Source organism: Phycicoccus sp. M110.8, assembly GCF_032464895.1.
GTDB lineage: Bacteria > Actinomycetota > Actinomycetes > Actinomycetales > Dermatophilaceae > Pedococcus.
The window spans coordinates 184482-209521 of record NZ_JAWDIC010000001.1 but is presented as its reverse complement, the minus strand read 5'-3'; the positions used below and the strand labels follow the sequence as shown (position 1 = coordinate 209521).

At 72.7% G+C, this 25040-nt stretch carries 30 protein-coding genes; 23 read left to right on the top strand and 7 right to left on the bottom strand.

Translation table 11 applies throughout. The features are described from left to right. Nucleotides 1–128: 128 nt before the first annotated feature. The 13 genes from RKE38_RS01050 (at nt 129) to RKE38_RS00990 (ending at nt 9232) form a co-directional block, all read left to right on the top strand. Entirely contained in the window at nt 129–320 is a 192-nt protein-coding gene (locus tag RKE38_RS01050; RefSeq protein ID WP_316005607.1) for a hypothetical protein, read from the top strand. A 159-nt stretch (nt 321–479) separates the two neighbouring features. Further along, entirely contained in the window at nt 480–689 is a 210-nt protein-coding gene (locus RKE38_RS01045; RefSeq protein ID WP_316005606.1) for a DUF6582 domain-containing protein, read from the top strand. 284 nt (nt 690–973) lie between these two features. After that, nucleotides 974–1693 carry a class I SAM-dependent methyltransferase gene (locus RKE38_RS01040; protein WP_316005605.1) on the top strand — a complete coding sequence of 240 codons (720 nt, stop codon included), beginning with the start codon at nt 974–976 and terminating at the stop codon, nt 1691–1693. Between the two features lie 35 nt (nt 1694–1728). Beyond that, a complete protein-coding gene (locus RKE38_RS01035) occupies nt 1729–2157 on the top strand; it encodes a hypothetical protein (RefSeq protein WP_316005604.1) in 429 nt (142 codons plus the stop codon). Between the two features lie 96 nt (nt 2158–2253). After that, nucleotides 2254–2682 (top strand): hypothetical protein, encoded by a 429-nt coding sequence (locus RKE38_RS01030; RefSeq protein WP_316005603.1) that lies wholly within the window; start codon nt 2254–2256, stop codon nt 2680–2682. 106 nt (nt 2683–2788) lie between these two features. Continuing rightward, nucleotides 2789–4297, top strand: a complete 1509-nt coding sequence (locus tag RKE38_RS01025) for a glycosyltransferase family 39 protein (RefSeq protein ID WP_316005602.1) — start codon at nt 2789–2791, stop codon at nt 4295–4297. 19 nt (nt 4298–4316) lie between these two features. After that, nucleotides 4317–4538 (top strand): DUF3046 domain-containing protein, encoded by a 222-nt coding sequence (locus RKE38_RS01020; RefSeq protein ID WP_316005601.1) that lies wholly within the window; start codon nt 4317–4319, stop codon nt 4536–4538. Beyond that, nucleotides 4535–5554, top strand: coding sequence for a nitronate monooxygenase (locus RKE38_RS01015; protein ID WP_316005600.1), 1020 nt, complete (start codon nt 4535–4537; stop codon nt 5552–5554). The genes RKE38_RS01020 and RKE38_RS01015 overlap by 4 nt, the downstream gene beginning before the upstream one ends. 71 nt (nt 5555–5625) lie before the next feature. After that, nucleotides 5626–5940, top strand: a complete 315-nt coding sequence (locus tag RKE38_RS01010; RefSeq protein WP_316005599.1) for a DUF1905 domain-containing protein — start codon at nt 5626–5628, stop codon at nt 5938–5940. A 143-nt stretch (nt 5941–6083) separates the two neighbouring features. Then, nucleotides 6084–7001: an ABC transporter ATP-binding protein gene (locus RKE38_RS01005; RefSeq protein WP_397444027.1), complete on the top strand. Its 918-nt coding sequence runs from the start codon at nt 6084–6086 to the stop codon at nt 6999–7001. Continuing rightward, nucleotides 7001–7903, top strand: a complete 903-nt coding sequence (locus RKE38_RS01000; protein ID WP_316005597.1) for an ABC transporter permease — start codon at nt 7001–7003, stop codon at nt 7901–7903. The genes RKE38_RS01005 and RKE38_RS01000 overlap by 1 nt, the downstream gene beginning before the upstream one ends. Continuing rightward, nucleotides 7900–8757: an ABC transporter permease gene (locus tag RKE38_RS00995; RefSeq protein WP_316005596.1), complete on the top strand. Its 858-nt coding sequence runs from the start codon at nt 7900–7902 to the stop codon at nt 8755–8757. Before RKE38_RS01000 ends, RKE38_RS00995 begins: the two co-directional genes overlap by 4 nt. A 10-nt stretch (nt 8758–8767) precedes the next feature. Further along, nucleotides 8768–9232 carry a GNAT family N-acetyltransferase gene (locus RKE38_RS00990; protein WP_316005595.1) on the top strand — a complete coding sequence of 155 codons (465 nt, stop codon included), beginning with the start codon at nt 8768–8770 and terminating at the stop codon, nt 9230–9232. A gap of 180 nt (nt 9233–9412) precedes the next feature. On the opposite strand, the gene RKE38_RS00985 is transcribed toward RKE38_RS00990, so the two are convergent. From RKE38_RS00985 to RKE38_RS00970, 4 genes are all read right to left on the bottom strand, one after another. Next, the gene (locus RKE38_RS00985) at nt 9413–10576 is read right to left on the bottom strand and encodes an ABC transporter permease (protein ID WP_316005594.1); all 1164 of its coding nucleotides are present in this window, start codon (nt 10574–10576) and stop codon (nt 9413–9415) included. Between the two features lie 121 nt (nt 10577–10697). After that, entirely contained in the window at nt 10698–11864 is a 1167-nt protein-coding gene (locus tag RKE38_RS00980; protein WP_316005593.1) for an ABC transporter permease, read from the bottom strand. A gap of 3 nt (nt 11865–11867) precedes the next feature. After that, nucleotides 11868–12833 carry an ABC transporter ATP-binding protein gene (locus tag RKE38_RS00975; protein ID WP_316005592.1) on the bottom strand — a complete coding sequence of 322 codons (966 nt, stop codon included), beginning with the start codon at nt 12831–12833 and terminating at the stop codon, nt 11868–11870. Between the two features lie 33 nt (nt 12834–12866). Next, nucleotides 12867–13136, bottom strand: coding sequence for a DUF1876 domain-containing protein (locus RKE38_RS00970; protein WP_316005591.1), 270 nt, complete (start codon nt 13134–13136; stop codon nt 12867–12869). Nucleotides 13137–13287: 151 nt separating this feature from the next. Between RKE38_RS00970 and RKE38_RS00965 the strand changes: the two genes are divergently transcribed. The 7 genes from RKE38_RS00965 to dapF all read left to right on the top strand — a co-directional run bounded on the left by RKE38_RS00965 (nt 13288) and on the right by dapF (nt 19972). Continuing rightward, the gene (locus tag RKE38_RS00965) at nt 13288–13650 is read left to right on the top strand and encodes a hypothetical protein (RefSeq protein WP_316005590.1); all 363 of its coding nucleotides are present in this window, start codon (nt 13288–13290) and stop codon (nt 13648–13650) included. A gap of 293 nt (nt 13651–13943) precedes the next feature. Further along, entirely contained in the window at nt 13944–15014 is a 1071-nt protein-coding gene (gene recA / locus RKE38_RS00960; RefSeq protein WP_316007572.1) for a recombinase RecA, read from the top strand. A gap of 31 nt (nt 15015–15045) precedes the next feature. Continuing rightward, nucleotides 15046–15846 (top strand): regulatory protein RecX, encoded by an 801-nt coding sequence (locus tag RKE38_RS00955; RefSeq protein ID WP_316005589.1) that lies wholly within the window; start codon nt 15046–15048, stop codon nt 15844–15846. Nucleotides 15847–15968: 122 nt separating this feature from the next. Continuing rightward, on the top strand, nt 15969–17504 hold the full coding sequence (gene miaB, locus RKE38_RS00950; RefSeq protein WP_316005588.1) for a tRNA (N6-isopentenyl adenosine(37)-C2)-methylthiotransferase MiaB: 1536 nt from the start codon (nt 15969–15971) through the stop codon (nt 17502–17504). A gap of 51 nt (nt 17505–17555) precedes the next feature. Continuing rightward, the gene (gene def / locus RKE38_RS00945; RefSeq protein WP_316005587.1) at nt 17556–18152 is read left to right on the top strand and encodes a peptide deformylase; all 597 of its coding nucleotides are present in this window, start codon (nt 17556–17558) and stop codon (nt 18150–18152) included. Between the two features lie 4 nt (nt 18153–18156). Continuing rightward, the gene (gene miaA, locus RKE38_RS00940) at nt 18157–19107 is read left to right on the top strand and encodes a tRNA (adenosine(37)-N6)-dimethylallyltransferase MiaA (protein WP_316005586.1); all 951 of its coding nucleotides are present in this window, start codon (nt 18157–18159) and stop codon (nt 19105–19107) included. Continuing rightward, nucleotides 19100–19972, top strand: a complete 873-nt coding sequence (gene dapF, locus RKE38_RS00935; protein ID WP_316005585.1) for a diaminopimelate epimerase — start codon at nt 19100–19102, stop codon at nt 19970–19972. Before miaA ends, dapF begins: the two co-directional genes overlap by 8 nt. Here the strand turns inward: dapF and RKE38_RS00930 are convergent. Then, on the bottom strand, nt 19956–20393 hold the full coding sequence (locus RKE38_RS00930) for a VOC family protein (RefSeq protein WP_316005584.1): 438 nt from the start codon (nt 20391–20393) through the stop codon (nt 19956–19958). The two genes, dapF and RKE38_RS00930, sit on opposite strands and share 17 nt — an antisense overlap. A 69-nt stretch (nt 20394–20462) precedes the next feature. Beyond that, on the bottom strand, nt 20463–21080 hold the full coding sequence (locus RKE38_RS00925) for a class I SAM-dependent methyltransferase (protein ID WP_316005583.1): 618 nt from the start codon (nt 21078–21080) through the stop codon (nt 20463–20465). Nucleotides 21081–21177: 97 nt separating this feature from the next. Here RKE38_RS00925 and hflX point away from each other — a divergent pair, with 97 nt between their 5' ends. From hflX to RKE38_RS00910, 3 genes are read left to right on the top strand one after another with little or no spacing between them, the layout of a single operon-like run. Then, nucleotides 21178–22623 (top strand): GTPase HflX, encoded by a 1446-nt coding sequence (gene hflX, locus RKE38_RS00920; RefSeq protein WP_316005582.1) that lies wholly within the window; start codon nt 21178–21180, stop codon nt 22621–22623. 4 nt (nt 22624–22627) lie between these two features. Next, nucleotides 22628–23131 (top strand): GNAT family N-acetyltransferase, encoded by a 504-nt coding sequence (locus tag RKE38_RS00915; RefSeq protein WP_410055416.1) that lies wholly within the window; start codon nt 22628–22630, stop codon nt 23129–23131. A gap of 9 nt (nt 23132–23140) precedes the next feature. After that, on the top strand, nt 23141–23989 hold the full coding sequence (locus RKE38_RS00910) for an SDR family oxidoreductase (RefSeq protein ID WP_316005581.1): 849 nt from the start codon (nt 23141–23143) through the stop codon (nt 23987–23989). 78 nt (nt 23990–24067) lie between these two features. Here RKE38_RS00910 and RKE38_RS00905 read toward each other — a convergent pair whose 3' ends face one another. Beyond that, the gene (locus tag RKE38_RS00905; protein ID WP_316005580.1) at nt 24068–24811 is read right to left on the bottom strand and encodes a class I SAM-dependent methyltransferase; all 744 of its coding nucleotides are present in this window, start codon (nt 24809–24811) and stop codon (nt 24068–24070) included. Between the last annotated feature and the right edge of the window lie 229 nt (nt 24812–25040).

Sequence of the window (25040 nt, the reverse complement as noted above, 5' to 3'; positions counted from 1 at the left end):
TCGGTCGGGGACGCACGCCAGGACAGACTGTGCCCGATGCCGCAACTCATCGCGGCCGTGAACGGCGGAGTGCGCGTGTGTGCGAACCGGACTCAAACTCCGTCCCGCACGGGCTCGAGCGGGGAGCCGTGGAGGCCGTCGTGGCCCTGGGCGCCCTGACCCAGCTGCACGGCGGAGGTGGTCCGGTCACCGCGACCCTCGGCCTCGACGGTGCGACGATCCGGGAGGGGAAGTGCGTCATCCCACCGATGGTGCGGGTACGCCTGTCCCCGCCGGTCCGGTTGCTCGAACGGACGGCCCCGCCTCTCGAGTCCTCGTGACCACAGCCGCGGCCAGTTTCAATCGCCTACGAGCTCGGCGCCGATGCCAGGACGGGGGCTTGTCACGCACGTCCTGCGGCGGACCCGGTGTCCGGATCCACGATTCGGGGCGGTGCCGGGCGGGTAGCACCACACCATGCCCCAGGAAAGGAGACCGCAGTGTCGAAGGACCTGAGCAACAGCACAAACCGGGACAGGCTGAAGAAGTCGTCGTTCGCGTTGCCCGAGGAGGAGAAGTACCCGATCCCCGACATCGAGCACGCCCGCAACGCCTTGGCCAGGGTGGCCCAGCACGGGTCCGAGGCGGAGAAGAAGAAGGTCCGTGCGGCTGTCGAGAAGAAGTACCCGAGCCTGAAGAAGGACGACTGACCGGGTGGCTGACGGCCGGAGCAGGGAGGACGACATGGCACGCATGCGGCTTCGCGACCACAACGGGTGGGACCTCGCCCTGACCGCGGTGACGCTGTCGGCGACGGCTCTGGCGGCCGGCCTGGAGGTCGGCCGCCGGGTCGCCGGCCGGCACCGTCGTACGCACGGGTCCGGCGCGCGCCCGGCCGCAGCGGGAGGCGGACGAGCCCCTGGGCGCGCTCGCGGTCGGTGATCGGCCCGCGCGCCTGGTTGGCGCAACCCACCCATCGGGGTAGGAATCGGTCATGCCCGAACCGGTGAGCCAGTCCGCCGCCCCCGTCGCCGACTACGACGAGTTCGCCGCCGCGTACTCGGCGAGCAACGAGACCAACCTCTTCAACGCCTGGTACGCGCGCCCGGAGATGCTCCGCCTCGCCGGCGACGTCGCAGGCCTCGACATCCTCGATGCGGGGTGCGGGTCGGGCCCGCTGATGCGGGACCTGCGCGACAGGGGAGCGACGGTGTCCGGCTTCGACCTGAGCTCCTCGATGGTCGAGCTGGCTCGCCAGCGGCTCGGTGACGACACCGACCTGAAGGTCGCGGACCTGGGCGCGCCCCTGCCGTATGACGACGACGCCTTCGACCTCGTCGTCGCCTCACTGTCCCTGCACTACGTCGAGGACTGGGTCGCGACGCTGGCCGAGCTGCGCCGTGTGCTGAGGCCGGGTGGGCGGCTGGTGGTCTCGATCATCCACCCCACGGTGTATGCCGTGGCGTACCCCGAGGCGGACTACTTCGCCCTCACCCGGTACTCCGAGGACTACGACTTCGGCGAGGGCACCGTGTGGATGACCTACTGGCACCGCCCTCTGCAGGACGTCATCAACTCCTTCATCGGCGCGGGGTTCGGTATCACGGCGGTCACCGAGCCGCGGCCCGCCGCTGACACCCCGAAGGAGCTGCTGCCCCACGAGGACGGCCGCGCTTTCATCTGCTTCCTGTTCTTCGAGCTCCAGGCGCCCTGACCGCCGAGCTGCTGACGACGGCGTCGAGGCAGTGGGTGGGCCCTCTACCCGGGCCGACCCTGTTGGCGCTCACCCGGCCCGGGGCCGCGATGCCGGTGCTGGCCGTTGCGGCCTGTGCACCCTTGGCCTTCGGGGTGTGGTCCCTGGTGGACTACGGCGCGGCTCACGACTGGGAGGACAACCACGGCCCGCTGTCGCTCGTGCTGGTCATGTCCGTGTGTGCACCAGTTGCGGTGGCGGGCCTCTTCCGTCCTCGCGCGGCCGGCTGGCTCATCCTGACGGTGAGTGTGGTGCCCCTCCTGCTGGCCGCGGTCGGCGCAGCGTCCCACTTCTACGAGCCACTGTCGCTGGGGCTGCTGCTCGTGCCCTTCGTGGCCTCGGGATTCCTGTTCCTGTTGTCCGCCCGGCACCAGGGCCGACTGGGCCTCTCGGCCTCCTCGCCGGGCAAGTCCGTGCTGCACTGACACCGGGGAGCGTCGGGCCACCCCCCTCGAGGGAGCAATCCCGTCCGGAGCTACCGTGCAGGAGAAGAACTCGGGACTCTGGTGAGGGGATCTCCGGTGGGTGCATCGGTAGCCGCTGCGGCGACGTTCGTGTGGCTGGGCATGGTGCTCGGCATCTCCTTCCTGGAGGCGCCACTCAAGTTCCGCGCCCCCGGCGTCACCCTCCCCATCGGGCTGGGCATCGGCCGTATCGTCTTCCGTGCCCTCAACCTCGTCGAGGTCGGTCTCCTCGTGGTGGCGGTCGTGGGCGCCGCGCTCGGTGACACCTCGACGACCGCCTGGGTCCTCGTCGTCGTCGCCGCCGTCGTCCTGGCCGTCCAGCTGCTCGCGGTCCGTCCCGCCCTCAACCGGCGGTCCGACGCGGTCCTCGCCGCTGCCGACCCGGCCGACGCACCTCGCTCGCGTGCCCACCTCCTCTACGTCGGTCTCGAGCTCGTCAAGGTGCTCGTGCTCATCGCTCTGGGGTCCGCCCTCCTGGCCGGCTGAGCTCCCGGGGCACAGGCGCTCCACGGCACACGGGCTGCCGGCTGCCCGCCTGCCGGGCTGCCGGAAGTCGGTCGACAGCACGCCGGACGCACGACACCCTGTGCCCATGACCGCGGTGGGGGAGAGCCAGCACGCGCCTGCCCACCACCGCGACCGTCGTATGGACCGCCAGCCGGTCTGGTGGCCCGTCGTGGCCGGAGCAGCCCTGGCCCAGGCCGTCGTCCTCACCCTCGGCTCTACCGGGTACGGCTACCACCGCGACGAGCTCTACTTCCGCATGCTCCCGCCCGCCTGGGGCTACGTCGACCAGCCTCCCCTCACGCCGCTCCTCGCGCGCCTGACCGCCCACCTCGCGGAGGCGCCGTGGGCGCTGCGCACCCCCGCCACCCTCGCCGCCGCCACGTCGGTCGTCCTCATCGCCCTGGTCACCCGCGAGCTCGGCGGCGGTCGCGGCGCCCAGGCGCTCGCTGCCTGGGGCTACGCCTTCGCCGCCATCCCGCTCATGCTCGGCCACCTCCTCCTCACGTCGACGATCGACCTGCCACTGCTCGCGGCCGTGGTCCTCGCCGTCGTGCGCGCCACCGGTGGCCACCCACGCTGGTGGCTCGCGGCCGGCGTGGTGGCGGGTCTCACGACCTGGAACCGCCTGCTCGTCGCCGTCGTGGTGGCCTCCCTCGCCGTCGGCATCCTCGCGCTCGGACCGCGCCGCTCCCTGCGGACCCCGTGGCTCGCGGCCGGCGCGGCAGCCGGACTCGTGACCGCCCTCCCGAACCTGCTCTACCAGGCCACCCACGGCTGGCCGCAGCTCGCGATGGGCCGCGCGCTCGCCGAGAACAACGCCGCCGACGTCCGCAGCAGCCTGCCGCTCCTCCTGCTCGTCATGCTCGGTCCTCCGCTGGTGCTCGTGTGGGTGGCCGGGCTCGTCTGGCTGCTGCGCCGCCCCCAGAGGGCAGTCGCCGGGTACCTTGCCGTCGCCTGCCTCCTGGTCGTCGGCTTCACCTTCGCCTCCGGTGCGCAACCGCACTACCCGGCGCACCTGCTCTCGGTCGCGTATGCCGCCGGGTGCGTCCCCGTCGCCCGCTGGCTGACCCGTCGCCGCTGGGCCGCCGTGACCGCGGCCGTCCTCGTCGCGGTCAACGGCGCAGTCTCCGTCGTGCTCGCCCTGCCGGTGGTGCCGGTGCGTGTCCTCGGCTCGACACCCGTCGCCGCCATCAGCCCGCTCGTGGCCGACCAGGTCGGCTGGCCGCGCTACGTCGCCCAGGTGGCCGCGGCATACCGCAGCGCACCGGGCGGACCGACGCAGGTGGTCACGTCCAACTACGGCGAGGCCGGCGCCATCGCGCGCTACGGGAGGCGCCTGGGCCTGCCGCGCCCGCTCAGCGGCCAGAACGCCCTCGCCGACGTCGCCAGGCCGCCGGACGGCACGCGCACCGTCCTGGTCGTGGGCTACCAGCTCGAGGGGGTGCGCGACCTCTTCTCCTCCTGCGAGGTCCTGGCCCGGCTCGACAACGGCGTCGACGTCGACAGCGAGGAGCAGGGTGCGCCGGTCGCCGTGTGCACCGGGCCGACGCTGCCCTGGGACCGCCTCTGGCCGCGGTTCCACCACCTCGACTGAGCGTGCCTAGACTCCAGTGGTGCGGTTGAGCCACTTCTGGGAGCTGATGAACGACGAGTTCGGCGAGGCCTATGCCTCCTCGCTGGCGCGCAGCCACACCCTGCACGCGCTCGGTGACCAGACGGTGCAGCAGGCGCTCGACGCCGGCGAGTCCCCGCGTACGGTCTGGCTGGCCCTCTGCGACGACATGGACGTGCCCGAGTCGCGCCGCCTCGGCGTGGAGCGGAAGCCCGCCAAGTGACCCGGCTCGACTGGAGCCGGCACCCCGTCGTCGTCGCGCCCATGGCCGGCGGCCCCACCACCGTCGAGCTCGCCGTCGCGGCGGCCCGTGGCGGCGCCTTCCCCGTGCTCGCCGGCGCCTACCTCGCCCCCGAGCGCCTGCGCGACGACATCTCCTCCTTCCGTGCCGGCTCGCCGGCGCCGTTCGGGGTCAACGTCTTCGTCCCCTCGCCCAACCCGCCGTCCGTCGCCGCCGACGTGATGGCGTATGCCGAGCTGCTGGCACCGTGGGCGGCTGCCGCAGGCGTCGACCTGGGGCAGGCCCGGTGGGACGACGACGCCTACGCGGCCAAGGTCGACGTGCTCGTCGCGGCCGCGCCGCCGTTGGTGTCGTTCTCGTTCGGCTGGCCCTCGGCGGAGGACGTCGGCCGGCTGCACGACGTGGGCACGGACGTGTGGTGCACGGTCAACCAGCCCGAGGAGGCGGACTGGGCCGTCGAGCTCGGCGCCGACGGGCTCGTCGCGCAGGGCTGGGAGGCCGGAGCCCACCGCGGCGGCCCCGTCGACAGCGGTCAGGAGCAGCCGGGCACGCTCGACCTGGTCCGGGCCCTGCGCCCGCGCACCGACCTGCCGGTCATGGCGGCGGGCGGCTTCGCCACCGGGACCGACGGTGCGACCGCGGTGGCGGCGGGGGCGACCGCCGCGGCCTACGGCACGGCCTTCCTGCTCTGCCCCGAGGCCGGGACGTCCGCCGTCCACCGGCACGCCCTGGTCCACCGGCGCGGCACCACGGTGACGCGCGCCTACACCGGTCGCAGCGCCCGCGCGCTGGTCACGAGCTGGACCGAGCTGTACGGCGAGGCGGCACCCGCGGCATACCCGCACGTGCACCACCTCACCGCACCGCTGCGGGCGCACGGCAGGTCGACCGGGGAGGCGGAGCTCGTCAACCTCTGGGCCGGCACGGGCCACGACCGGGCGCGCGAGCTGCCGGCCGAGGAGCTCGCCCGCACGCTCCTCGCCGAGCTGCGCGACTGAGCGCCACCCCGTCGTCGGCACCGCCGGTCGTCGGCACCGCGTCGTCGGTGGTCGGGGCTAGCGTCGTCCCCGTGGACGGCACCGCGCGGCACAGCTGGGAGGTCACGGCCCCGCTGTGGCTCTGGGGGAGCAACGAGTCGTGGCACTTCCTCACCGTGCCCGAGGAGACCAGCGACGAGATCGCCGACCTCGCCGAGGGGCGGTCGGGCGGGTTCGGCTCCGTGCGCGTGGAGGTGACGTGTGGCGGCACCACGTGGCTCACGTCGCTGTTCCCCAGCAAGGAGCAGGCCGCGTACATCCTCCCCATGAAGGCCGCCGTGCGCCGGGCCGAGGGGCTGGCGGCTGGGGAGCCGGCGACGGTGCGCATCACCGCCGTGCACCTCTGATCGCCGTCCACCCTGCTCCGGCGGCGTGGGAGCGGTTCGCACCAAAATGGGAGGAACGCTGTCTGGGGTCCTCGGTAGCGTTGTGACACGTGTCCTCCGCACCCGCACAGTCCCCGTCCACCGCCCCGGCCGCCGCCGACGAGATCCTGCTCAGCGCCACGGGCCTGACCAAGACGTTCGGGGAGTTCACCGCCGTCGACGGCATCGACTTCTCGGTGCGCAAGGGGGAGTGCTTCGGCTTCCTCGGCCCCAACGGCGCCGGCAAGTCCTCGACCATGCGGATGGTCGGCTGCGTCTCGCCGGTCAGCGGGGGCGACCTGCGGCTCTTCGGCCTCGACCCGGCCACCGACGGCCCGGCGATCCGCGCCCGGCTCGGCAGCTGCCCGCAGCGCGACACCCTCGACGAGGAGCTCACCGTCGAGGAGAACCTCTGGATCTACGGCCGCTACTTCGGCCTGTCCCGCAAGGAGGTCAGGTCCCGCGCGGCCGAGCTGCTCGACTTCGCCCAGCTCACCGAGCGGGCCAAGGACAAGGTCGAGCCGCTCTCCGGGGGCATGAAGCGCCGCCTGACGATCGCCCGCTCGCTGATCAACAGCCCCGAGATCCTGCTGCTCGACGAGCCGACCACCGGGCTCGACCCCCAGGCGCGACACGTGTTGTGGGACAGGCTGTTCCGGCTCAAGCGCTCCGGCGTGACGCTGGTCCTCACGACGCACTACATGGACGAGGCGGAGCAGCTCTGCGACCGGCTCGTCGTCATGGACCACGGCCGCATCGTCGCCGAGGGGTCGCCGCGCTCCCTCATCGACGAGTACTCCACCCGTGAGGTGCTCGAGCTGCGGTTCGACGCCGAGGAGCAGGGCCACTTCGCCGAGCAGGTCTCCGGTGTCGCCGAGCGGGTCGAGGTGCTGCCCGACCGGCTGCTGCTCTACACCGAGGACGGCGACGAGACCATGGCCAAGGTCCACGCCCGCGGGGTCGAGCCGCTGTCGTCGCTGGTGCGGCGTTCCACCCTCGAGGACGTGTTCCTGCACCTCACCGGCCGGACGCTGGTCGACTGATGTCCATCGCCCACTCCCAGCCCTCGGCCTCGCAGCCGTCTCCCGGTCAGGGGGGCGGCGGCCACGGTCCCGCCGACGGCTCGTCGGTCGCCGGCAGCCGGGCCGCGCACGGCGTCCGCGCCCCCATGAGCGGGGGAGAGCGGCTGCTGGCCGTCCTCGGCTACCACGCGACCGTCTACCGGCGCACCTGGCGCGGCTCGGTCATCACCCGGGTGCTCTCGCCGGTGCTGTTCCTGCTCGCGATGGGTGTCGGCCTCGGCTCGCTCGTCGACTCGCGTGCGGGCGGGGTCGACGGCACGCCGTACCTGCACTTCGTCGTCCCGGCCATCGTCGCCGCCCAGTCGATGTGGGTCGCGTGGGGCGAGTCGAGCTACCAGGTGCTCGGCTACATCAAGTGGAACATGGGCTACCACGCCCAGCTCGCGACGCCCCTGCGTGTGCGCGACGTGCTGGCCGGCCACTTCACGATGGTCGGCCTGCACCTGGTCATGGCGACCTCGATCTTCATGGTCATCGCGGCCCTGTTCGGCGGGTTCGACTCGTGGTGGGCGGTGTTGTGCCTGCCGATCGCGGTCCTGACCGGCCTCGCGTTCTCGACACCGATGTTCGCCTTCACCGCCACGCAGGAGGGCGACAACGGCTTCAACATCCTCTACCGCTGGATCATCACGCCGCTCATGCTCTTCTCCGGCACGTTCTTCCCGGTCGATCAGCTGCCGGCCTGGATGCAGCCGGTCGCCTGGGTGACCCCGCTGTGGCACGGCGTCGCCGCCGCCCGGTCGGTGTCGGTCGGCGACGTGTCCGTCCTCCCCTTCGCGGGCCACCTGCTCGTGCTCGCCCTGTATGCCGCCGTGGGTGCGTGGCTCGCGCACCGCACCTTCACCAGGAGGCTCGAACCGTGAGCGCCACCTCGACGACCCCGACCCGCCCGGGCGGTCCCTCCCGCCCGACGGCGGCGACCCGGTTGGCGCGCGCCGTCCCGGTGCCGGCCGGCGCCGGGCTCGCGCGGATGCTGGTCGAGCGCAACGTCACCTCCTTCCGCCACGGGTGGATCGCGCTCGTCACCGGGTTCGCCGAGCCGGTGTTCTACCTGTTCTCGCTCGGCGTGGGCATCGGGGCGCTGGTGAGGACGGTGACAACCGACAGCGGGATGGTCGTCACCTATCCGCAGTTCGTCGCACCGGCCCTGCTCGCCGCGTCGGCGATGAATGGTGCCGTGTTCGACTCGACGTTCAACGTATTCTTCAAGCTCAAGTACGCCAAGCTCTACGACGCCGTGCTGGCGACCCCGATGGGTCCGCGGGACATCGCCGTGGGGGAGATCTCCTGGTCGCTGATCCGCGGCGGGCTGTACTCGCTGGCGTTCCTCGTCGTGGCGCTGCTCGCGGGTGCGGTGCACTCGTGGTGGGCGGTGCTGGCGGTGCCGGCTGCGGTCTTCATCGGGTTCGCGTTCGCCGCGCTGGGGATGTTCGCGACGACGTTCATGCGCTCGTGGGTCGACTTCGACTACGTCACGCTCGCGATCCAGCCGATGTTCCTGTTCTCGGCGACCTTCTTCCCGCTGGCGACCTACCCCGACGCGCTGCAGTGGCTCGTCCGGGCGACGCCGCTGTACCACGGGGTCGCCCTCGAGCGTGCCCTCATGCTCGGGGACATGGGCTGGGGCGTGCTCGGCCACGTCGCCTACCTCGTCGTGCTGGGACTCGTCGGGGTCCTGGGGGCGGCCCGTCGACTCGAGCGCCTCCTGCTCTCGTAGCCTCGTCCGTATGCCGCGCCACCTCGTCGACCCGTCCACGCCCGAGTCGCCGGTCCGGGTGGCGACGTTCGAGGAGCTCGACGCGCACACGGCATACCGGCTCTGGGCGTTGCGCTCGCAGGTCTTCGTGGTCGAGCAGGACTGCCCCTACCTCGACCTCGACGGCCGCGACAGCGAGCCCTCGGCCAGGCACCTGTGGGTGGAGGTCGACGGCGTGCCGGTCTCGACGTTGCGGGTGCTGGAGGACGGCACGGCGCTGCGTGTCGGTCGGGTCGCGACAGCCGAGTCCGCACGGGGGCGCGGGCTGGCGGCCCGGCTGGTGCGGGCCGCACTGGACCTGGCAGGGGAGCGCGACGTCGTCCTCGACGCCCAGTCGCACCTGGCCGACTGGTACGCCGGGTTCGGGTTCGTGCCCGACGGGCGGGGCTTCGTCGAGGACGGCATCCCGCACACCCCCATGCGCCGCCGTCCCTGACCGACGCGCCCACGGAGGCCACGACCACCCGACATGCCGCGGTCCCCGGCGCCCCCGACCCGGAGGTCTGCGCACAGACCTCCGTGCCACTGCGCAGAGAGCGGATCCGCGCGCAGTGACGCGATCGTCTGTGTCAGACCCGCGTCCCCACCCACCCGCTCGTCTGCGCGCAGACGAGCGTCAGCCGGTGACCAGCGAGCGGCGCAGGCGCAGCGTCGCCGTGGCCAGCAGCAGCACCGCGAACCCGGCCAGCACGGCCAGCTCCACCAGGATGTCGCCGACCCCGCCCCCACGCGACAGCAGCGTCACCCAGGCGTCGACGGCCCAGGCGTGCGGCGTGAGGTGCCCGGCGGCCCGGACGCCGGCAGGCACGATCTCGAGCGGCCACATGCAGCCGCCGAGCATCCCGAAGGCGATCCCGACCGCCGGCCCGATCGCACTGGCCTGCTCGGGTGTGTGGAAGAGCGTCCCGCTGACGAGGCCGGCGCCGGTCCCGACGAGGCACCACACGCCGATGAGCAGTCCCGCCGCGAGCGGGTCCCCCCAGCCGACACCGAAGACGACCGCGCCGACGACCACGATGAGCGCGGCCTGGGCTGCGGCGAGGGTGAGGTAGCACAGGCCCTCGCCCAGGACGAGGTCGCGCGGCCGGACGGGTGCGGCCAGGGCCCGGGAGAAGATGCCCAGCCGCCGGGTCTGGATGATCGCGGCGCCGCCGGCCATCGCGTTGATGAAGACGAAGAGCACCAGCATGGTCGGTGCGCTGTAGCTGAAGCCGAGCGGCAGGTAGTTGCTCGCGCTGTCGACGACCACGGTGCGCACTCCCGCGACCGGCGCCTGGCTCTGCAGGGCCAGGGCGCGAGCCCGGTTCTGCGCGAACGTGCCGCCGACGCGTTCGGTGGCGAACGCCGCGGCCTGCACCGTCGCAGCCTGTCGCGCGACGACGGACCGGATGGTCGTGAGTGTCGAGCCGCCCGAACCCACTGCGCCGGTGGTCAGCACCGGCAGGACCACCGAGCGGCCCGCTTCCAGCGTGGTCGAGAAGTCCGGCGGGACCAGCACTACCGCCGTCACCTCGCCGGACCGCAGCCGTTGGACGCCAGCCTCCCGGTCCGCCACGCGCACGACCTGCAGGCCCGGGGCCGCGTCCAGCTCGGTCACCAGCGAGTTCGCCATGGCGCTGCGGTCTCCCTGGACCACGGCGACCCGCTCCTGCGCGAACCCCGACGTCGTCACCCCGATGAGCAGGATGACCATGAACGGCAGGAACAGCGCGAAGAACAGGAAGGTGCGGTCACGCGCCGCCCGCCGCAGCTCGGTCCACGCCAGCGTCAGGGCGGTCATCGCGACCGCCGCCCCGTCGTCGCCCGCCCCGTCGTCGCCCGTCCCGTCGTCGCCCGTCCCGTCGTAGGCCGCCCGGCCGTCGGCCGCCCCGACTTCGCGCGACCACTCATCTCCCGGCCGGTCATCGCGCCAGCACCCGACCGCGCAGCAGGAAGGCGATGAACGCCGTCCCGGCGGCGAACGCCAGCACCGCCAGCAACGGTACGACCGCCGCCGTCCATGGCGCCCCACCCGACAGGTCGGTGAACGCCCGCAGGGCCCACCCGTTCGGGGTGAGGCGCGACAGCGTGCGCACGGCGTCCGGCGCCTGCGAGATGAAGACGAAGTTGCCACCGAGCAGCACCAGCCCGAACGTGATGATCGAGGCGATGCCCTCCGCCTGTCGCTCGGTGCGCGCCAGCGTGATCACGAGGGCGGTGAGGCCCACCAGCGTCAGGGCCAGCGCGAGGACCAGCGCCACCACGACAGGTGGGGGACCCCAGTCCGCCCCGAAGGCGAGCGAGCTCACGAGCGCCACCGTGCCGAGGCTGGCGGCGCCGTAGACGAACGTCGCGAGCGACTTGCCCGCCAGCACGGCGCCCATCCCCATGGGGGCCACGGCCAACCGCTCCAGGGTCCCGCCGCTGCGCTCGAGGAACCAGCCGCGCGAGCCGAACCCGATCGCGAAGAACATGAAGAACGTGCCCATCGCCGGCGCGTAGTAGCTGACCGCGGTGAGGGTCTTGGCCCCGGACGCCCGGGGCTGCGCCTGCTCGGGCAGCTCCCTGGTCGAGGCCTGCGCGGCGAGGGCGGCGATCGCGCTCGGCGGGGCGCCTGCCGCCACCGCCGTGCGCACCGACAGCTGCACGCCCTCGAGGTGCGCGGTGAACGACTGGGCGAGCGCCCTCGCCACCTGCGCGGCCACCGTGGCGTCCACGCTGGCGAGCACCGTGATGGGCTGGCTGCGCCCGGCCGTCACCGCGTCGGAGAAGCCCGCCGGGATGACGTATGCCGCGCCGAGCGTGCCGTTCGCGACCTTCGCCCGGGCGTCGGCAGTGCCGGACACGGTCCGCACCGTCAGCAGGCCGTGGAGGTCGGGGCTGCGCAGGAACTGCGTGAAGCCGGCGGCGATCGCACCGTGGTCCTCGTCCACCACCGCCACCGACGTGTGGAACGTCTGCGCGCCCCCGAACGCGAGGCTGATCAGCGCCGCCACCGCCAGCGGTGCGAGGAACCCCAGCACCCACACCGACCGGTCGCGCATGCGCTGCCGCAGGTCCTTCAGGGCGATGGCGAGGACGGGGTGCACGTCTCACTCCCTGAGGGCCGTGCCGGTCAGGTGCAGGAAGACCGCCTCGAGGTCGGGCTCGACCACCTCGACCGAGCGCACCGCTGCCCCCGCACTGGTGGCGGCGGCCAGCACGCAGGGCAGTCGCAGGCGCCCCTCGGTCGCCAGCAGCTCGACCGAGGAGTCGGAGACGTCGACGCTGTCGATCCCCTCCATCGACCGGCACGTCTCCGCGAACGTGGCCAGGGAACCACTGGCGGACAACAGGATCCGGTCGCGTTCGCCCACCCGGGCAACGAGCTCGCGGCGCGTGCCCTCGGCGACGAGGCGTCCACGGTCGATGATGGCGACCCGGTCGCAGAGGCGCTCCGCCTCCTCCATGTAGTGCGTCGTGTAGAGCACGGCGAGGCCGGAGGAGCCGAGCGCGCGGATGCTCTCCATGATCGCGTGGCGGCTCTGCGGGTCCACCCCGACGGTGGGCTCGTCGAGGACGAGCAGCTCGGGCCGGTGCAGCAGGCTCGCGCCGATGTTGAGCCGGCGCCGCATACCGCCGCTGTAGGACTCGACCCGGTCGTCGCCCCGGTCGCGCAGGTCCACCAGGTCGAGCACCTCGTCCACGCGGGCGCGCAGCGTCGACCCCGAGAGCCGGTAGAGCCGGCCGAAGAAGGCGAGGTTCTCCCGGGCGGTGAGGTCCGGGTAGAGCGAGACGTCCTGCGGGACGTAGCCGATGCGGGCCTTGGCGCGGGTCGCGCCGGCGCTGACCGGGATGCCCGTCACCTCCACCGACCCCGCGTCGGGGGTGAGCAGCCCGCACACGAGCCGGATCGTCGTGGTCTTGCCGGCCCCGTTGGGGCCGAGGAGCCCGTAGGCCTCGCCGGGCGCGATGTGGAACGAGACGTCGTCCACTGCCACCCGGTCGCCGAAACTGCGCGTCAGGTGCTGGGCGACCAGGACGTGCTCGTGTGACGGGGTGCCGGCCGGGGCGCTCATGGCGGAGAAGGGGTCGGTGGGTCTGCTGCGGCGTCAGCGGCGCAGGGTCACCGGGTGGTGCAGCGAGGCGGCGATGTCGTCCGCCGTGCTCTGCAGGAGCTCGTGGGCCAGCTCGGAGAGCGCGCGCGACACGGCGAGCTCCTCGCCGATCTGGGGCACCTCGGGGTCCTTGGGGTTGCGGTCGGCCCACCCGACGCCGCGCAAGTGGGTGCCGCCGTGCGTGTGCAGCCGGACCTCCGCGCGGGTGCGTCCGTCGTGCTCGTCGAGGGAGATCGAGATCTCCCACGTGCCGTCGTGCGTCATGGCGTCCTCCTCGGTGCGGGCTCACGCCCACGCTCCACCGGGCGCCGGTCGCCCACCCGGGTCCGAAGTCCCTGTTCCGGGTCGGGGGCGGCTCCCAGCATGGAAGAGGTGCCGGGGTCCGGCGCCCGCCGAACCGGAGAGGAACGAGGACATGACCGCGGAGAAGGACGACCGCACGGCCAAGGACGAGACGGCGACCCGGGATCGGATCGACGCGCTGCAGGCGGAGATCGTCGGCCTGCGGATCGAGCTGGCGCGCACGCGGATCGAGCAGTGGGCCGGCCGGCTCGACGACCTCGAGCTGCAGTACCACCTCGGGCGCATGGAGGCCGACGAGCGGCTCGCGGCGGCGCTCGCCGACGTCCGGCACCGGATCGCGAAGGCGCGGGCTCGGGTGGAGAACCGGGGCGAGGCCGCGGAGGAGGCGGTCGAGGCCGTCACGTCCGGCGTCGAGCACGCGTTCGACGACTTGCGCCAGGCCATGGTCCGGGCGCGGGACGCCGTCACCCGCTGAGGAGGCGGCAGCAGGGACTGCGGCCGGCACGTCGGGTCCGTCGGGGGGCGACCGGCGTGTCGGCCGCGCACGTGCGCGACTTTCGAACACGTGTTCGGTAGGTTTCTCCACAGGTGGCGTCCCGCCAGACCGACCGTCCACAGGCCCGCACTCGGCCTCGCGACGGCTGTCGGTGCCGACACCTAGCGTCTGACCCGAACGCAGGAGAGTGCGAGGCCAACCAGAGCCCAGGCTGCAGCAGGGTCGACGGCAGGCGCGCCCGACACGAGACGAAAGAAGGAAGCGTGGCGAAGATGGCCGCACCGACCAACCCCTCAGCAGTGGGACTGGACCAGAAGGCAAGGTCCCTCGACACCGTCATGGGTCAGATCGAGAAGAACTTCGGCAAGGGCGCGGTCATGCGCCTCGGCGACGACGTCCGACCCCCCATCGAGGTCATCCCCACCGGGTCGATCTCCCTCGACGTCGCACTGGGCATCGGCGGGCTGCCGCGCGGCCGCGTCGTCGAGATCTACGGCCCGGAGTCCTCGGGCAAGACGACCGTCGCCCTGCACGCCGTGGCCAACGCCCAGCGCAACGGCGGCATCGCGGCGTTCATCGACGCCGAGCACGCCCTCGACCCCGAGTACGCCAAGAAGCTCGGCGTCGACACCGACGCCCTCCTCGTGTCCCAGCCCGACACCGGTGAGCAGGCGCTCGAGATCGCCGACATGCTGATCCGCTCCGGCGCCCTCGACATCATCGTCATCGACTCGGTGGCGGCGCTCGTGCCGCGCGCCGAGATCGAGGGCGAGATGGGTGACAGCCACGTCGGCCTCCAGGCGCGCCTGATGTCGCAGGCGCTGCGCAAGATCACCGGTGCGCTCAACACCACCGGCACGACCGCGATCTTCATCAACCAGCTCCGCGAGAAGATCGGCGTCATGTTCGGCTCGCCGGAGACGACGACCGGTGGCAAGGCGCTGAAGTTCTACGCCTCGGTCCGCCTCGACGTCCGCCGGATCGAGACCCTCAAGGACGGCAGCGAGCCGGTCGGCAACCGCACCCGCGTCAAGGTCGTCAAGAACAAGGTGTCCCCGCCGTTCAAGCAGGCCGAGTTCGACATCCTCTACGGGCAGGGCATCTCGCGTGAGGGCGGCCTCATCGACATGGGTGTCGAGCACGGGTTCGTCCGCAAGTCCGGCGCTTGGTACACCTACGACGGCGACCAGCTCGGGCAGGGCAAGGAGAACGCCCGCAACTTCCTCAAGGACAACCCCGACCTCGCCAACGAGATCGAGAAGAAGATCAAGGAGAAGCTGGGCGTCGGCCCGCAGGTCGACAAGCCGGCCGAGGTCGTCCCCGAGGTGCCGGTCGAGTTCTGACCGGACCTGACCGCTCCACCAGTCACCGATCATGACTGACAAGCGTGCCGCGGCCTGGGCTGCCCTCGAGGCAGCCCAGGCCGCGACGTCGTCCCACGGACCCTCGTGGTTCGGCGACGTCCCGCCCACGGCGTCCGAACCGGGTGCCCCTGCGGAACGAGGTGCGGACGCGGGCACGGGCGCCGCTGCGGAGCCGGGTGCGATCTGGGAGCCCGACGCGCCCCGGGAGCCCCGTACGGCGTCCAGGCCGAAGCGCCGAGAGCGGCCAGAGAGCCGAGAGCGCCGACCGCGGGCGTGGCAGCCCATCCCGGGCGACCCCGAGTCCGACCCCACGACTCGTGACGGCGAGCCGGATGCCGAGGACGTCGCACGGCAGATCGTCCTGCGCCAGCTGGCGATGGCGCCGCGCAGCCGCAAGCAGCTGGCCGACAAGCTGCGCCAGCGTGGCTGCGCCGACGACGTCGCCGAGCGTGTCCTCGACCGCATGACCGAGGTGGGCCTCATCGACGACGAGGCTTATGCCGGGATGCTGGTCCGCTCCCAGCAGGCCAGCCGGGGGCTCGCCAAACGCGCGCTGGCGCGCGAGCTGCGCACCAAGGGCGTCGACGACGAGACGGCGCAGGCCGCCCTCGAGGAGGTCCGCCCCGAGGACGAGCGCGAGCAGGCCGAGCGCCTGGTCGCCAAGAAGCTCCGGACCATGCACGGGCTCGACGCCACGGTGCAGACCCGCCGGCTCGCCGGCATGCTCGCCCGCAAGGGCTACCCGGGCGACCTGTCCATGCAGGTCATCCGCGAGGCCGTCCGCGGGGCCCCCGAGCACCAGCGCGACTGACCGTCGCCGGGCGCCGACCCGGCCCCGGACCGACCCCGGCGCCGGATCGAGCCCGGCATCGCAGTGTGCCGGCGCCGACCCGGCATACGCAGCGGTGGGGAGCACGTACCCTTGTCGGTGCGATGACGACCACAGTTGCCACCCCCACCGCCGGAGCGAAGACCTACGACGTGCGCACCCACGGGTGCCAGATGAACGTCCACGACTCCGAGCGGCTCGCCGGCCTGCTCGAGACCGCCGGCTACGTCGACGTCAACAGCCTCCCCGCGGGGGAGCGGCCCGAGGCCGCCGACGTCGTCGTCTTCAACACCTGCGCTGTCCGCGAGAACGCCGACAACAAGCTCTACGGCAACCTCGGCCAGCTGCGTCCCGCCAAGACCCGCAACCCCGACATGCAGATCGCGGTCGGTGGCTGCATGGCCCAGAAGGACCGCTCGACCATCGTGCAGCGGGCCCCGTGGGTCGACGTCGTCTTCGGCACCCACAACATCGGCAGCCTCCCGGCCCTGCTCGACCGCGCCCGCCACAACAAGCGCGCCGAGGTCGAGATCCTCGAGAGCCTCGAGGTCTTCCCCTCGACCCTGCCCACGCGCCGCGACTCCGCCTACGCCGGCTGGGTGTCGATCTCGGTGGGGTGCAACAACACCTGCACGTTCTGCATCGTCCCCAGCCTGCGCGGCAAGGAGGCCGACCGCCGCCCCGGCGACGTGCTCGCCGAGGTGCAGGCGCTCGTCGACCAAGGCGTCGTCGAGGTCACCCTGCTCGGGCAGAACGTCAACACCTACGGCGTCGAGTTCGGCGACCGGCTCGCGTTCGGCAAGCTGCTGCGGGCCTGCGGCGAGATCGACGGCCTGGAGCGGGTGCGCTTCACCAGCCCGCACCCGGCGGCCTTCACCGACGACGTCATCGCCGCGATGGCCGAGACCCCCAACGTCATGCCGAGCCTGCACATGCCGCTGCAGTCCGGCTCGGACAAGGTGCTCAAGGACATGCGCCGCTCCTACCGCAGCGCCAAGTTCCTCGGCATCCTCGACAAGGTCCGGGCGCAGATCCCGGATGCCGCGATCACGACCGACATCATCGTCGGCTTCCCGGGGGAGACGGACGCGGACTTCGAGGAGACGCTGCGCGTCGTGCGCGAGAGCCGCTTCTCCAGCGCGTTCACCTTCCAGTACTCGATCCGGCCCGGCACGCCGGCAGCGACGATGCCCGACCAGCTGCCCAAGGCCGTCGTGCAGGAGCGCTACGACCGCCTGATCGAGCTGCAGGAGGAGATCTCCTGGGCCGAGAACCGCGCCATCGAGGGCCGGGAGGTGGAGGTCCTCGTCGCCACCGGTGAGGGCCGCAAGGACACCGAGACCCAGCGCCTGTCGGGCCGGGCCCGTGACAACCGCCTCGTCCACTTCGCCGTGCCCGAGGGCGCCGAGAAGCCGCGCCCCGGCGACATGGTCACCGTCGGCGTCACCTACGGCGCCCCGCACCACCTCGTCGCCGACGCCGCCCTCTCCGGCGGTGCGTATGCCGTGCGCCGCACTGCCGGGGGTGACGCGTGGGCGGCGCTGCAGGACCAGCCCACCGGTGGCGGCAAGCCCGCCGTCAGCCTCGGCATGCCGGGCGTGGGTCGGCCTGCCACGGTGACCGCCCCGAGCTGTGGCTGACGTTTTCGCCCCCGCCGGACGCGACCGCCCCGATCTGGAAGACTTCCCCGCATGACCGTGCGCCCCATCGTCATCACGGGCGAGCCCGTCCTGCACCGTCGGGCCGAACCCGTGCAGCACTTCGACGCCGAGCTCGCCGACCTCGTCGCCGACATGTTCGAGACCATGGACGCGGCGAACGGCGTCGGCCTCGCCGCGCCCCAGGTCGGCGTGGGGCTGCGCATCTTCACCTGGCAGATGGAGAACGACGACGGCGTGCCCCCGCGTGGCGTCGTGGTGAACCCGTACGTCACGGCCTCGAAGCCGGCGGTCGAGGACCCGGACCCGCACGACGAGGTCGAGGGCTGCCTGTCGGTGCCGGGGGAGAGCTTCCCGCTCAAGCGAGGCCTGAGTGCGAAGGTCACGGGCTTCGACGTCGAGGGCAACGAGATCTCGTTCGAGGCCAGCGGCTGGTTCGCCCGGTGCATGCAGCACGAGTACGACCACCTCAACGGTTTCCTCTACGTGGACCGGCTCAACGACCGCTGGGGCAAGAAGGCCCGCAAGGCTGTCAAGAAGCAGGGTTGGGGCGTGCCCGGCCACTCGTGGATGCCGGGTGTCGACGAGGACCCGTTCGGCCACGACGCCCCGGACGAGCACGATCTCTGACCCGGTGACCTCCCGCCCCCGGACCTCGCGCCCCCTGGTGGTCGCGGTCGTCGGGCCCACCGCCACCGGCAAGTCCGACCTCGGGCTGCACCTCGCGGAGGAGCTCGGCGGCGAGGTGGTCAACGCCGACGCCAGCCAGCTCTACCGCGGCATGGACATCGGCACGGCCAAGCTGTCCGTGGCGGAGCGCCGCGGCATCCCGCACCACCAGCTCGACGTGCTGGACGTGACGCAGGAGGCGAGCGTCGCGGCATACCAGCAGGCGGCGCGGGCGGACATCGCGGCGATCCAGGGCCGTGGCGCGCACCCGGTGGTCGTGGGTGGATCCGGCTTGTACGTCCGGGCGGCGCTCGACGTCCTCGACATCCCACCCACCGACCCGGCCGTCCGAGCGCGGCTGGAGGCTGAGGCGGAGGCGGTCGGCCCCGAGGCGGTGTACGAGCGGCTGTGCGAGGTGGATCCCGTTGCGGCGCAGGCGATCGAGCCCCGCAACGTGCGACGGGTGGTGCGTGCGCTCGAGGTCGTCGAGCTCACCGGTCGCCCCTTCTCGGCCACCATGCCCCGCCGCGAGCACCTCCAGCCCACGACCACCATCGGGCTGCGGCTGGACCGCGGCGTGCTCGACGACCGCATCGCGCAGCGGGTCGCCCGCATGTGGGACGACGGGCTGCTCGAGGAGGCGCGCGGCCTGGAACGGCGTGGCCTTCGTCAGGGCCGCACCGCCTCCAGGGCACTCGGTTACGCCCAGGCCCTCGCCGAGCTCGACGGCACGATGACGCGCGAGGAGGCACAGGCGCAGACGACCGCGATGACGCGACGGTTCGCCCGGCGGCAGGAGTCGTGGTTCACGCCCGACCCGAGGATCGCCTGGCTGGACGCGACGGACCCCGGCCTCGTCCCGCGGGCCGTGGCACTCGTCCGGGCCGCGATCGGCGAGAATGACAGGCATGGCTGACCAGATCGCCTTCACCAAGGGGCACGGCACCGAGAACGACTTCGTCCTCGTCCCCGACCTCGAGGGCGCCCTCGACCTGACCGCCCAGCAGGCCGCCCGCCTCGCCGACCGGCACGCCGGCATCGGCGGTGACGGCGTGATCCGGGTGGTGCCGAGCGCGGCCGCCACCGAGCCCGGCGTGCTGGCCCAGGCGGCCCACGCCCGCTGGTTCATGGACTACCGCAACGCCGACGGCAGCATCGCCGAGATGTGCGGCAACGGCACCCGCGTCTTCGCCACCTACCTGCGGCGGGAGGGACTGGAGACCGCGGACGAGTTCGCCATCGCCACCCGGGCCGGCACCAAGGTCGTGCGGTTCGAGGGCCAGGGCGCCGACGCGGTCATCGCCGTCAACCTCGGCCCGTGGCGGCTGGCCCAGCCGGCGATCGCCGAGGATGAGGGCTTCGACGCGCTCGTCCACCTGCCGGGCCATGAGCCGATGTCGGCCCTCAGCCTCGACCTCGGCAACCCGCACACGGTCGTCGCCCTGCCCGAACAGGTCGACCTCGACGCCCTCGACCTGCACCTCGCCCCCTTGGTCAACCCCGCGCCCGAGCACGGCACCAACGTCGAGCTGGTCCGCCCCCTCGGCGCCGGGCACGTCCGCATGCGCGTCCACGAGCGCGGCGTGGGCGAGACCCGGTCCTGCGGCACGGGCGCCGCGGCCGCCGCCCTGGCGACCCGCTTCTGGGCGGGTGGCCGGGGCGACACCTGGACGGTCGACGTCCCGGGTGGCCGCCTGCGGGTCCGCGCCCTGCCCGGCGACGAGGTCGAGCTGGCCGGCCCGGCAGTGCTCGTCGCCGACGGCGTCACCTCGCTGGGCTGAACCGCTCCCTCGCCGCATCGGACACCGGGGTGAACAGGTTGACCAGGTTGCCGTCGGGGTCCCGCAACAGCATCGACCGGTTGCCCCAGGGCATGGTCGTCGGGACCTGCTCGACCGCCCCCACGGAGCCGCCCAGGCGCTCGTGCTCGGCGTCCACGTCGTCGACGTGCCACTCGATGATCACCGAGCGGTTGGCGCCGGGCTCGGCCAGCTGCTCCCCGAAGAGGGCGAGGGTCTCGGTCCCGGCGACAGCCAGGGTGGCGCGGTCGCTCGACAGCTCGGCGAAGGTGGGGGTGGCCCAGCGGGCGGCCCGGTCGGTGACGAGCTCGTAGAAGGCGACCAGGCGCGGGACGTCGTCCGTGATCACGCGGACGGAGGCGAAGGTGGCTGTGGGCGTGGAGCTGTGTGTGTTCGGGGTCATGTCGCCGACGCTAGGCGGCGTTGAGGCCAGTTCCTGACCGGTATGCCGCGCCGTGCCGATCTGCTCGGATCAGGCCGCCCGGCGGACCTCGAGCACCCGGAAGCCCTTGTCCGACGCGTACCGGGACACGGCATACGAGTCGGCCGGCAGCTGCTCGGCGAGCCAGCGCTGCAACGAGTCCGAGCCGAGGTTCTTCTGCACGACGAGGTAGGCGACCCCGCCGGGTGCCAGCCGCGGCAACCAGGTGAGCAGCAGCTCGTGCAGGACCGCCTTGCCGACCCGGATCGGCGGGTTCGACCAGATCAGGTCGAACGACACGTCGACCGGCACGTCCTCCGCGAGACCTGCCTGCACCTGAGACAGGCCGAGCGAGCGGGCGTTGCTGCGAAGCAGGTCGAGCGCGCGCTCGTTGACGTCCACGGCATACACCCGGGCGTCCGGGGCCAGCAGCGCGAGGCTCAGCGCGAGGGGTCCCCAACCGCAGCCCAGGTCGAGGAAGGTTCCCGTTGCCGGCGGGGCGGGCGCCTCGCGGAGCAGCACCGCGGTGCCCTTGTCGAGGCCGTCGGGGCTGAAGATGCCACCGGCGGTGCGAACCGTGACGTCACGCCCGGCCAGCCGCACGGTGAGGCTGCGCTGCTGCTCGGGGCTGGCGGGGGAGGCGGTGAAGTAGTGGTCGCCGGTGCTCATCAGGGGACACCGTAGCGGCGCAGCCGGGCGGGCCCACCGCCGCGATCGGACTAAACGGTTCGCCGCAGGTGTTGCAGGGTGAGAACCTAGAGGGGACATGACGAAGCAGAACATCTTTGACCAGAGGGCCACGGCGCTGGCCGACGAGGAGCGGATCCTCGACAGCGACCTGGCCACGTTCGACGGCGACCAGTACGACCGCGAGGAGCGGGCGGCGCTGCGCCGTGTCGCCGGCCTGTCCACCGAGCTCGAGGACATCACGGAGGTCGAGTACCGGCAGCTGCGCCTCGAGCGCGTGGTCCTCGCCGCGGTGTGGACCGAGGGCACGCAGGAGGACGCCGACAACTCGATGCGCGAGCTCGCCGCGCTGGCCGAGACGGCCGGCTCGGAGGTGCTCGCGGGTGTGGTGCAGCGGCGCAGCCACCCGGACAACAGCACCTACCTCGGCAAGGGCAAGGCGCACGAGCTGCGCGACATCGTCGTCGCCGAGGGCGCCGACACCGTCATCTGCGACACCGAGCTCACCCCGTCCCAGCGGCGAGCGCTGGAGGACGTCGTCAAGGTCAAGGTCATCGACCGGACCGCGCTGATCCTCGACATCTTCGCCCAGCACGCGAAGTCCCGTGAGGGCAAGGCCCAGGTCGAGCTGGCCCAGATGCAGTACCTCCTGCCGCGCCTTCGTGGCTGGGGTGAGTCGATGTCCCGGCAGGCCGGTGGCCAGGCCGCGGGCGGCCAGGGCATGGGCTCGCGTGGTCCCGGTGAGACCAAGATCGAGCTGGACCGCCGCCGGATCAACCAGCGGATGGCCAAGCTCCGGCGCGAGATCAAGGAGATGAAGACCAGCCGCGACACCCGCCGGCTCTCCCGTCGCGCCAATGCCGTGCCGAGCGTGGCCATCGCCGGCTACACCAACGCCGGCAAGTCCTCGCTGCTCAACCGGCTGACCAACGCCGGCGTGCTGGTGCAGAACCAGCTGTTCGCCACGCTGGACCCGACGGTGCGCCGGGCCGAGACGGAGGACGGCCGCCTCTACACGCTCGCCGACACGGTCGGGTTCGTGCGGCAGCTGCCGACCCAGCTGGTCGAGGCGTTCCGCTCGACCCTCGAGGAGGTCGGTGACGCCGACCTTCTGCTCCACGTGGTCGACGGCTCGCACCCCGACCCCGAGGGCCAGATCAGCGCCGTCCGCGCGGTCCTCGCCGACGTGGACGCCGCCGACGTCAAGGAGGTCGTCGTCGTCAACAAGGCCGACGCCGCCGACCCCGAGGTGCTCGACCGGCTGCGCCGCCACGAGAAGCACTGCGTCATCGTGTCGGCCCGCACCGGCCAGGGCCTGGCCGAGCTGCGTGCGCTCATCGCCGACGAGCTGCCCCGCCCCACGATCGACGTCGACGTGCTGCTGCCGTACGACCGGGGTGACCTGGTCAGCCGGCTGCACCAGGAGGCCGACGTCCTCGCGAGCGAGCACACCTCCGACGGCACGCGGGTCAAGGCCCGGGTGCACGCGGACCTCGCCAGCGAGCTCGCGGCATACGCCGCCTGAGCCGGTGTCCGCCACGGTCCCGGACGTCCCAGAGGTACGGGGAGCCGCGCAGATCCGGCTCGGCGGTCTCGACACGCCGCAGGTCCGGGCGCTGCTCGCCGAGCACCTCGCCGACATGCACCGCTACTCGCCGGCCGAGAGCGTGCACGCCCTCGACGCGGACCGGCTGCGCACACCGGACCTGACCTTCTGGAGCGTCTGGGACGGTGACGAGGCGATCGGGTGCGGTGCCCTGCGTGAGCTCGACCCGACCCACGGCGAGCTCAAGTCGATGCGCGTCGCGACGGCCCACCGTCGCCGGGGGGTGGGGGCGATGGTGCTCGCGCACCTCGTGGGCGAGGCCACGCGGCGGGGTTACGCCAGGGTCAGCCTCGAGACCGGACCGCAGGCCGAGTTCGCGCCGGCCCGCGCGCTGTACGCCCGCCACGGGTTCGTCGAGTGCGGCCCGTTCGGCCCGTACGCCCTGGACGAGTTCAGCGTGTTCATGACCCTCGAGCTCGCGGGGTAGCGTCGCCGCATGGCCGACACCCGCACGGACGTCATCGGGCTGACCGGGGTCACCGGGCACCTGGGGCGCAAGGTCCTGGACCGCCTGGTGGCCGCCGGCACGCCCGCGGTGCTCCTCGCGCGCCGTCCCGAGCGCGTGGACGCTCCCTCGGACTGGGAGCGGCGGCGCTGCGACTACGCCGACCCCACGGGGGCGCAGGCGGCCCTGCGCGGCGTCGACGTCCTGTTCATGGTCTCGGGCGCGGAGACGCCCGACCGGGTCGACCAGCACGTCGCCCTCGTCGATGCGGCGGTGGCAGCCGGGGTGCGGCACGTCGCCTACACCTCGTTCCTCGGGGCCGCGCCGGACGCCACGTTCACCCTCGCCCGCGACCACTGGGCCACCGAGGAGCACCTGCGCGCGAGCGGGCTGTCGTGGACGTTCCTGCGCGACGGCCTGTATGCCGACTTCCTGCCGATGATGACCGTCGACGGCGCCATCCGTGGGCCGGCGGGCGACGGACGCGTCGCGGCGGTCGCGCAGGACGACATCGCCGACGTGGCCGCCGTCGTGCTGCGCGACCCCGGTCCCCACGCCGGCGCGACGTACGACCTCACGGGGCCCGAGGCGCTCACCCTGGACGAGGTGGCGCAGGTCGTCAGTGAGGTGACCGGTACGCCCACCCGGTACGAGCCCCAGACGCTCGAGCAGGCCTACGCCTCACGCGCGTCCTACGGCGCCCCGGACTGGCAGGTGGACGCCTGGGTGTCGACGTACACGGCCATCGCCGCCGGTGAGCTGGCGACGGTCAGCGACGCGGTCCCGCGGCTCACCGGTCACCCCGCGACCAGCCTGCGCGAGCTGCTCCGACGCGGCTGACGGGGAGGCGACCCACGCCGCCCGGCATTGGGGGTGCAGGTGTGACCTCCGCATCACTCGTGCACCCCCAAACCAGGCTCAGGCGCTCACCGGGAGCCGGTAGACCGACACGTGCGAGCGGGACTCGGCGGTGAACGCAGACCGGTCCCAGTCGGCATACCTCGCCTCGAGCTCGAACCCGGCCAACCGGCCCATGAGGTCGAGCTCGGCCGGCCAGATGTACCGGTGCGCGCTGATGCCGTGGCTCGCCTCCCGACCTCGCCCGAAGCGGAAGTGGTGCGACACGACCTGCTGGCCGACGGTGTCGTACGTGTCGAGGCCGACGTACCCCCGCTCGGCGGCGAACACCGCGGCCGGCGTGCCCGGCGGGAGCTGGCGCAGCTGCGGCACCCACAGCTCGACGACGAACCGGCCGCCGGGCGACAGGTGCCGCGCGGCGTTCGCGAAGCACTCGACCTGGGCGTCCTGGGTGAGCAGGTTCGAGATGGTGTTGAAGACGAGGTAGACGAGCCCGAACCCACCGGCGACCCGCGTCGTCGCCATGTCGCCGACGGCCACGGGGAGCTCGTCCTCGCCGACCTTCTCGCGGAGCCGGGCGACCATCGGCTCGGACAGCTCGATGCCGGTGACCGGGACGCCGCGCTCGCGCAGCGGTATGCCGACGCGCCCAGTGCCGATCGCCAGCTCGAGGGCGGGGGCGCCGTCGGCGAGGTCGGCGAGGAAGTCGACGGTCGGCCCGAGCACCTCGGGGGCGAACATGCCCTCACCGGGGGTGTCGTACTGCGCGGCCGCGGTCTCGTCCCAGCTCTCGTCCTGCTCCATGGGTCGGCAGGCTGCCAGCGACGGGACGGTCGGGTCCACGGCTTTTCGGCTGCACTCGCGGTGTTGTGCGCTGCCCCGCGGCTGGGGGCACACCTGGCCCGGGGTGGGTGGCGCCGTCGCTGTGCGTTGCCCCACGAGCCGGGGCAACGCATAGCGACGCCCGACGCTGGACCGAGCGCGGCCGTGGTGACCGCCAGACGGAGGGCCTTGACGGCACCGTTTGTAAGTT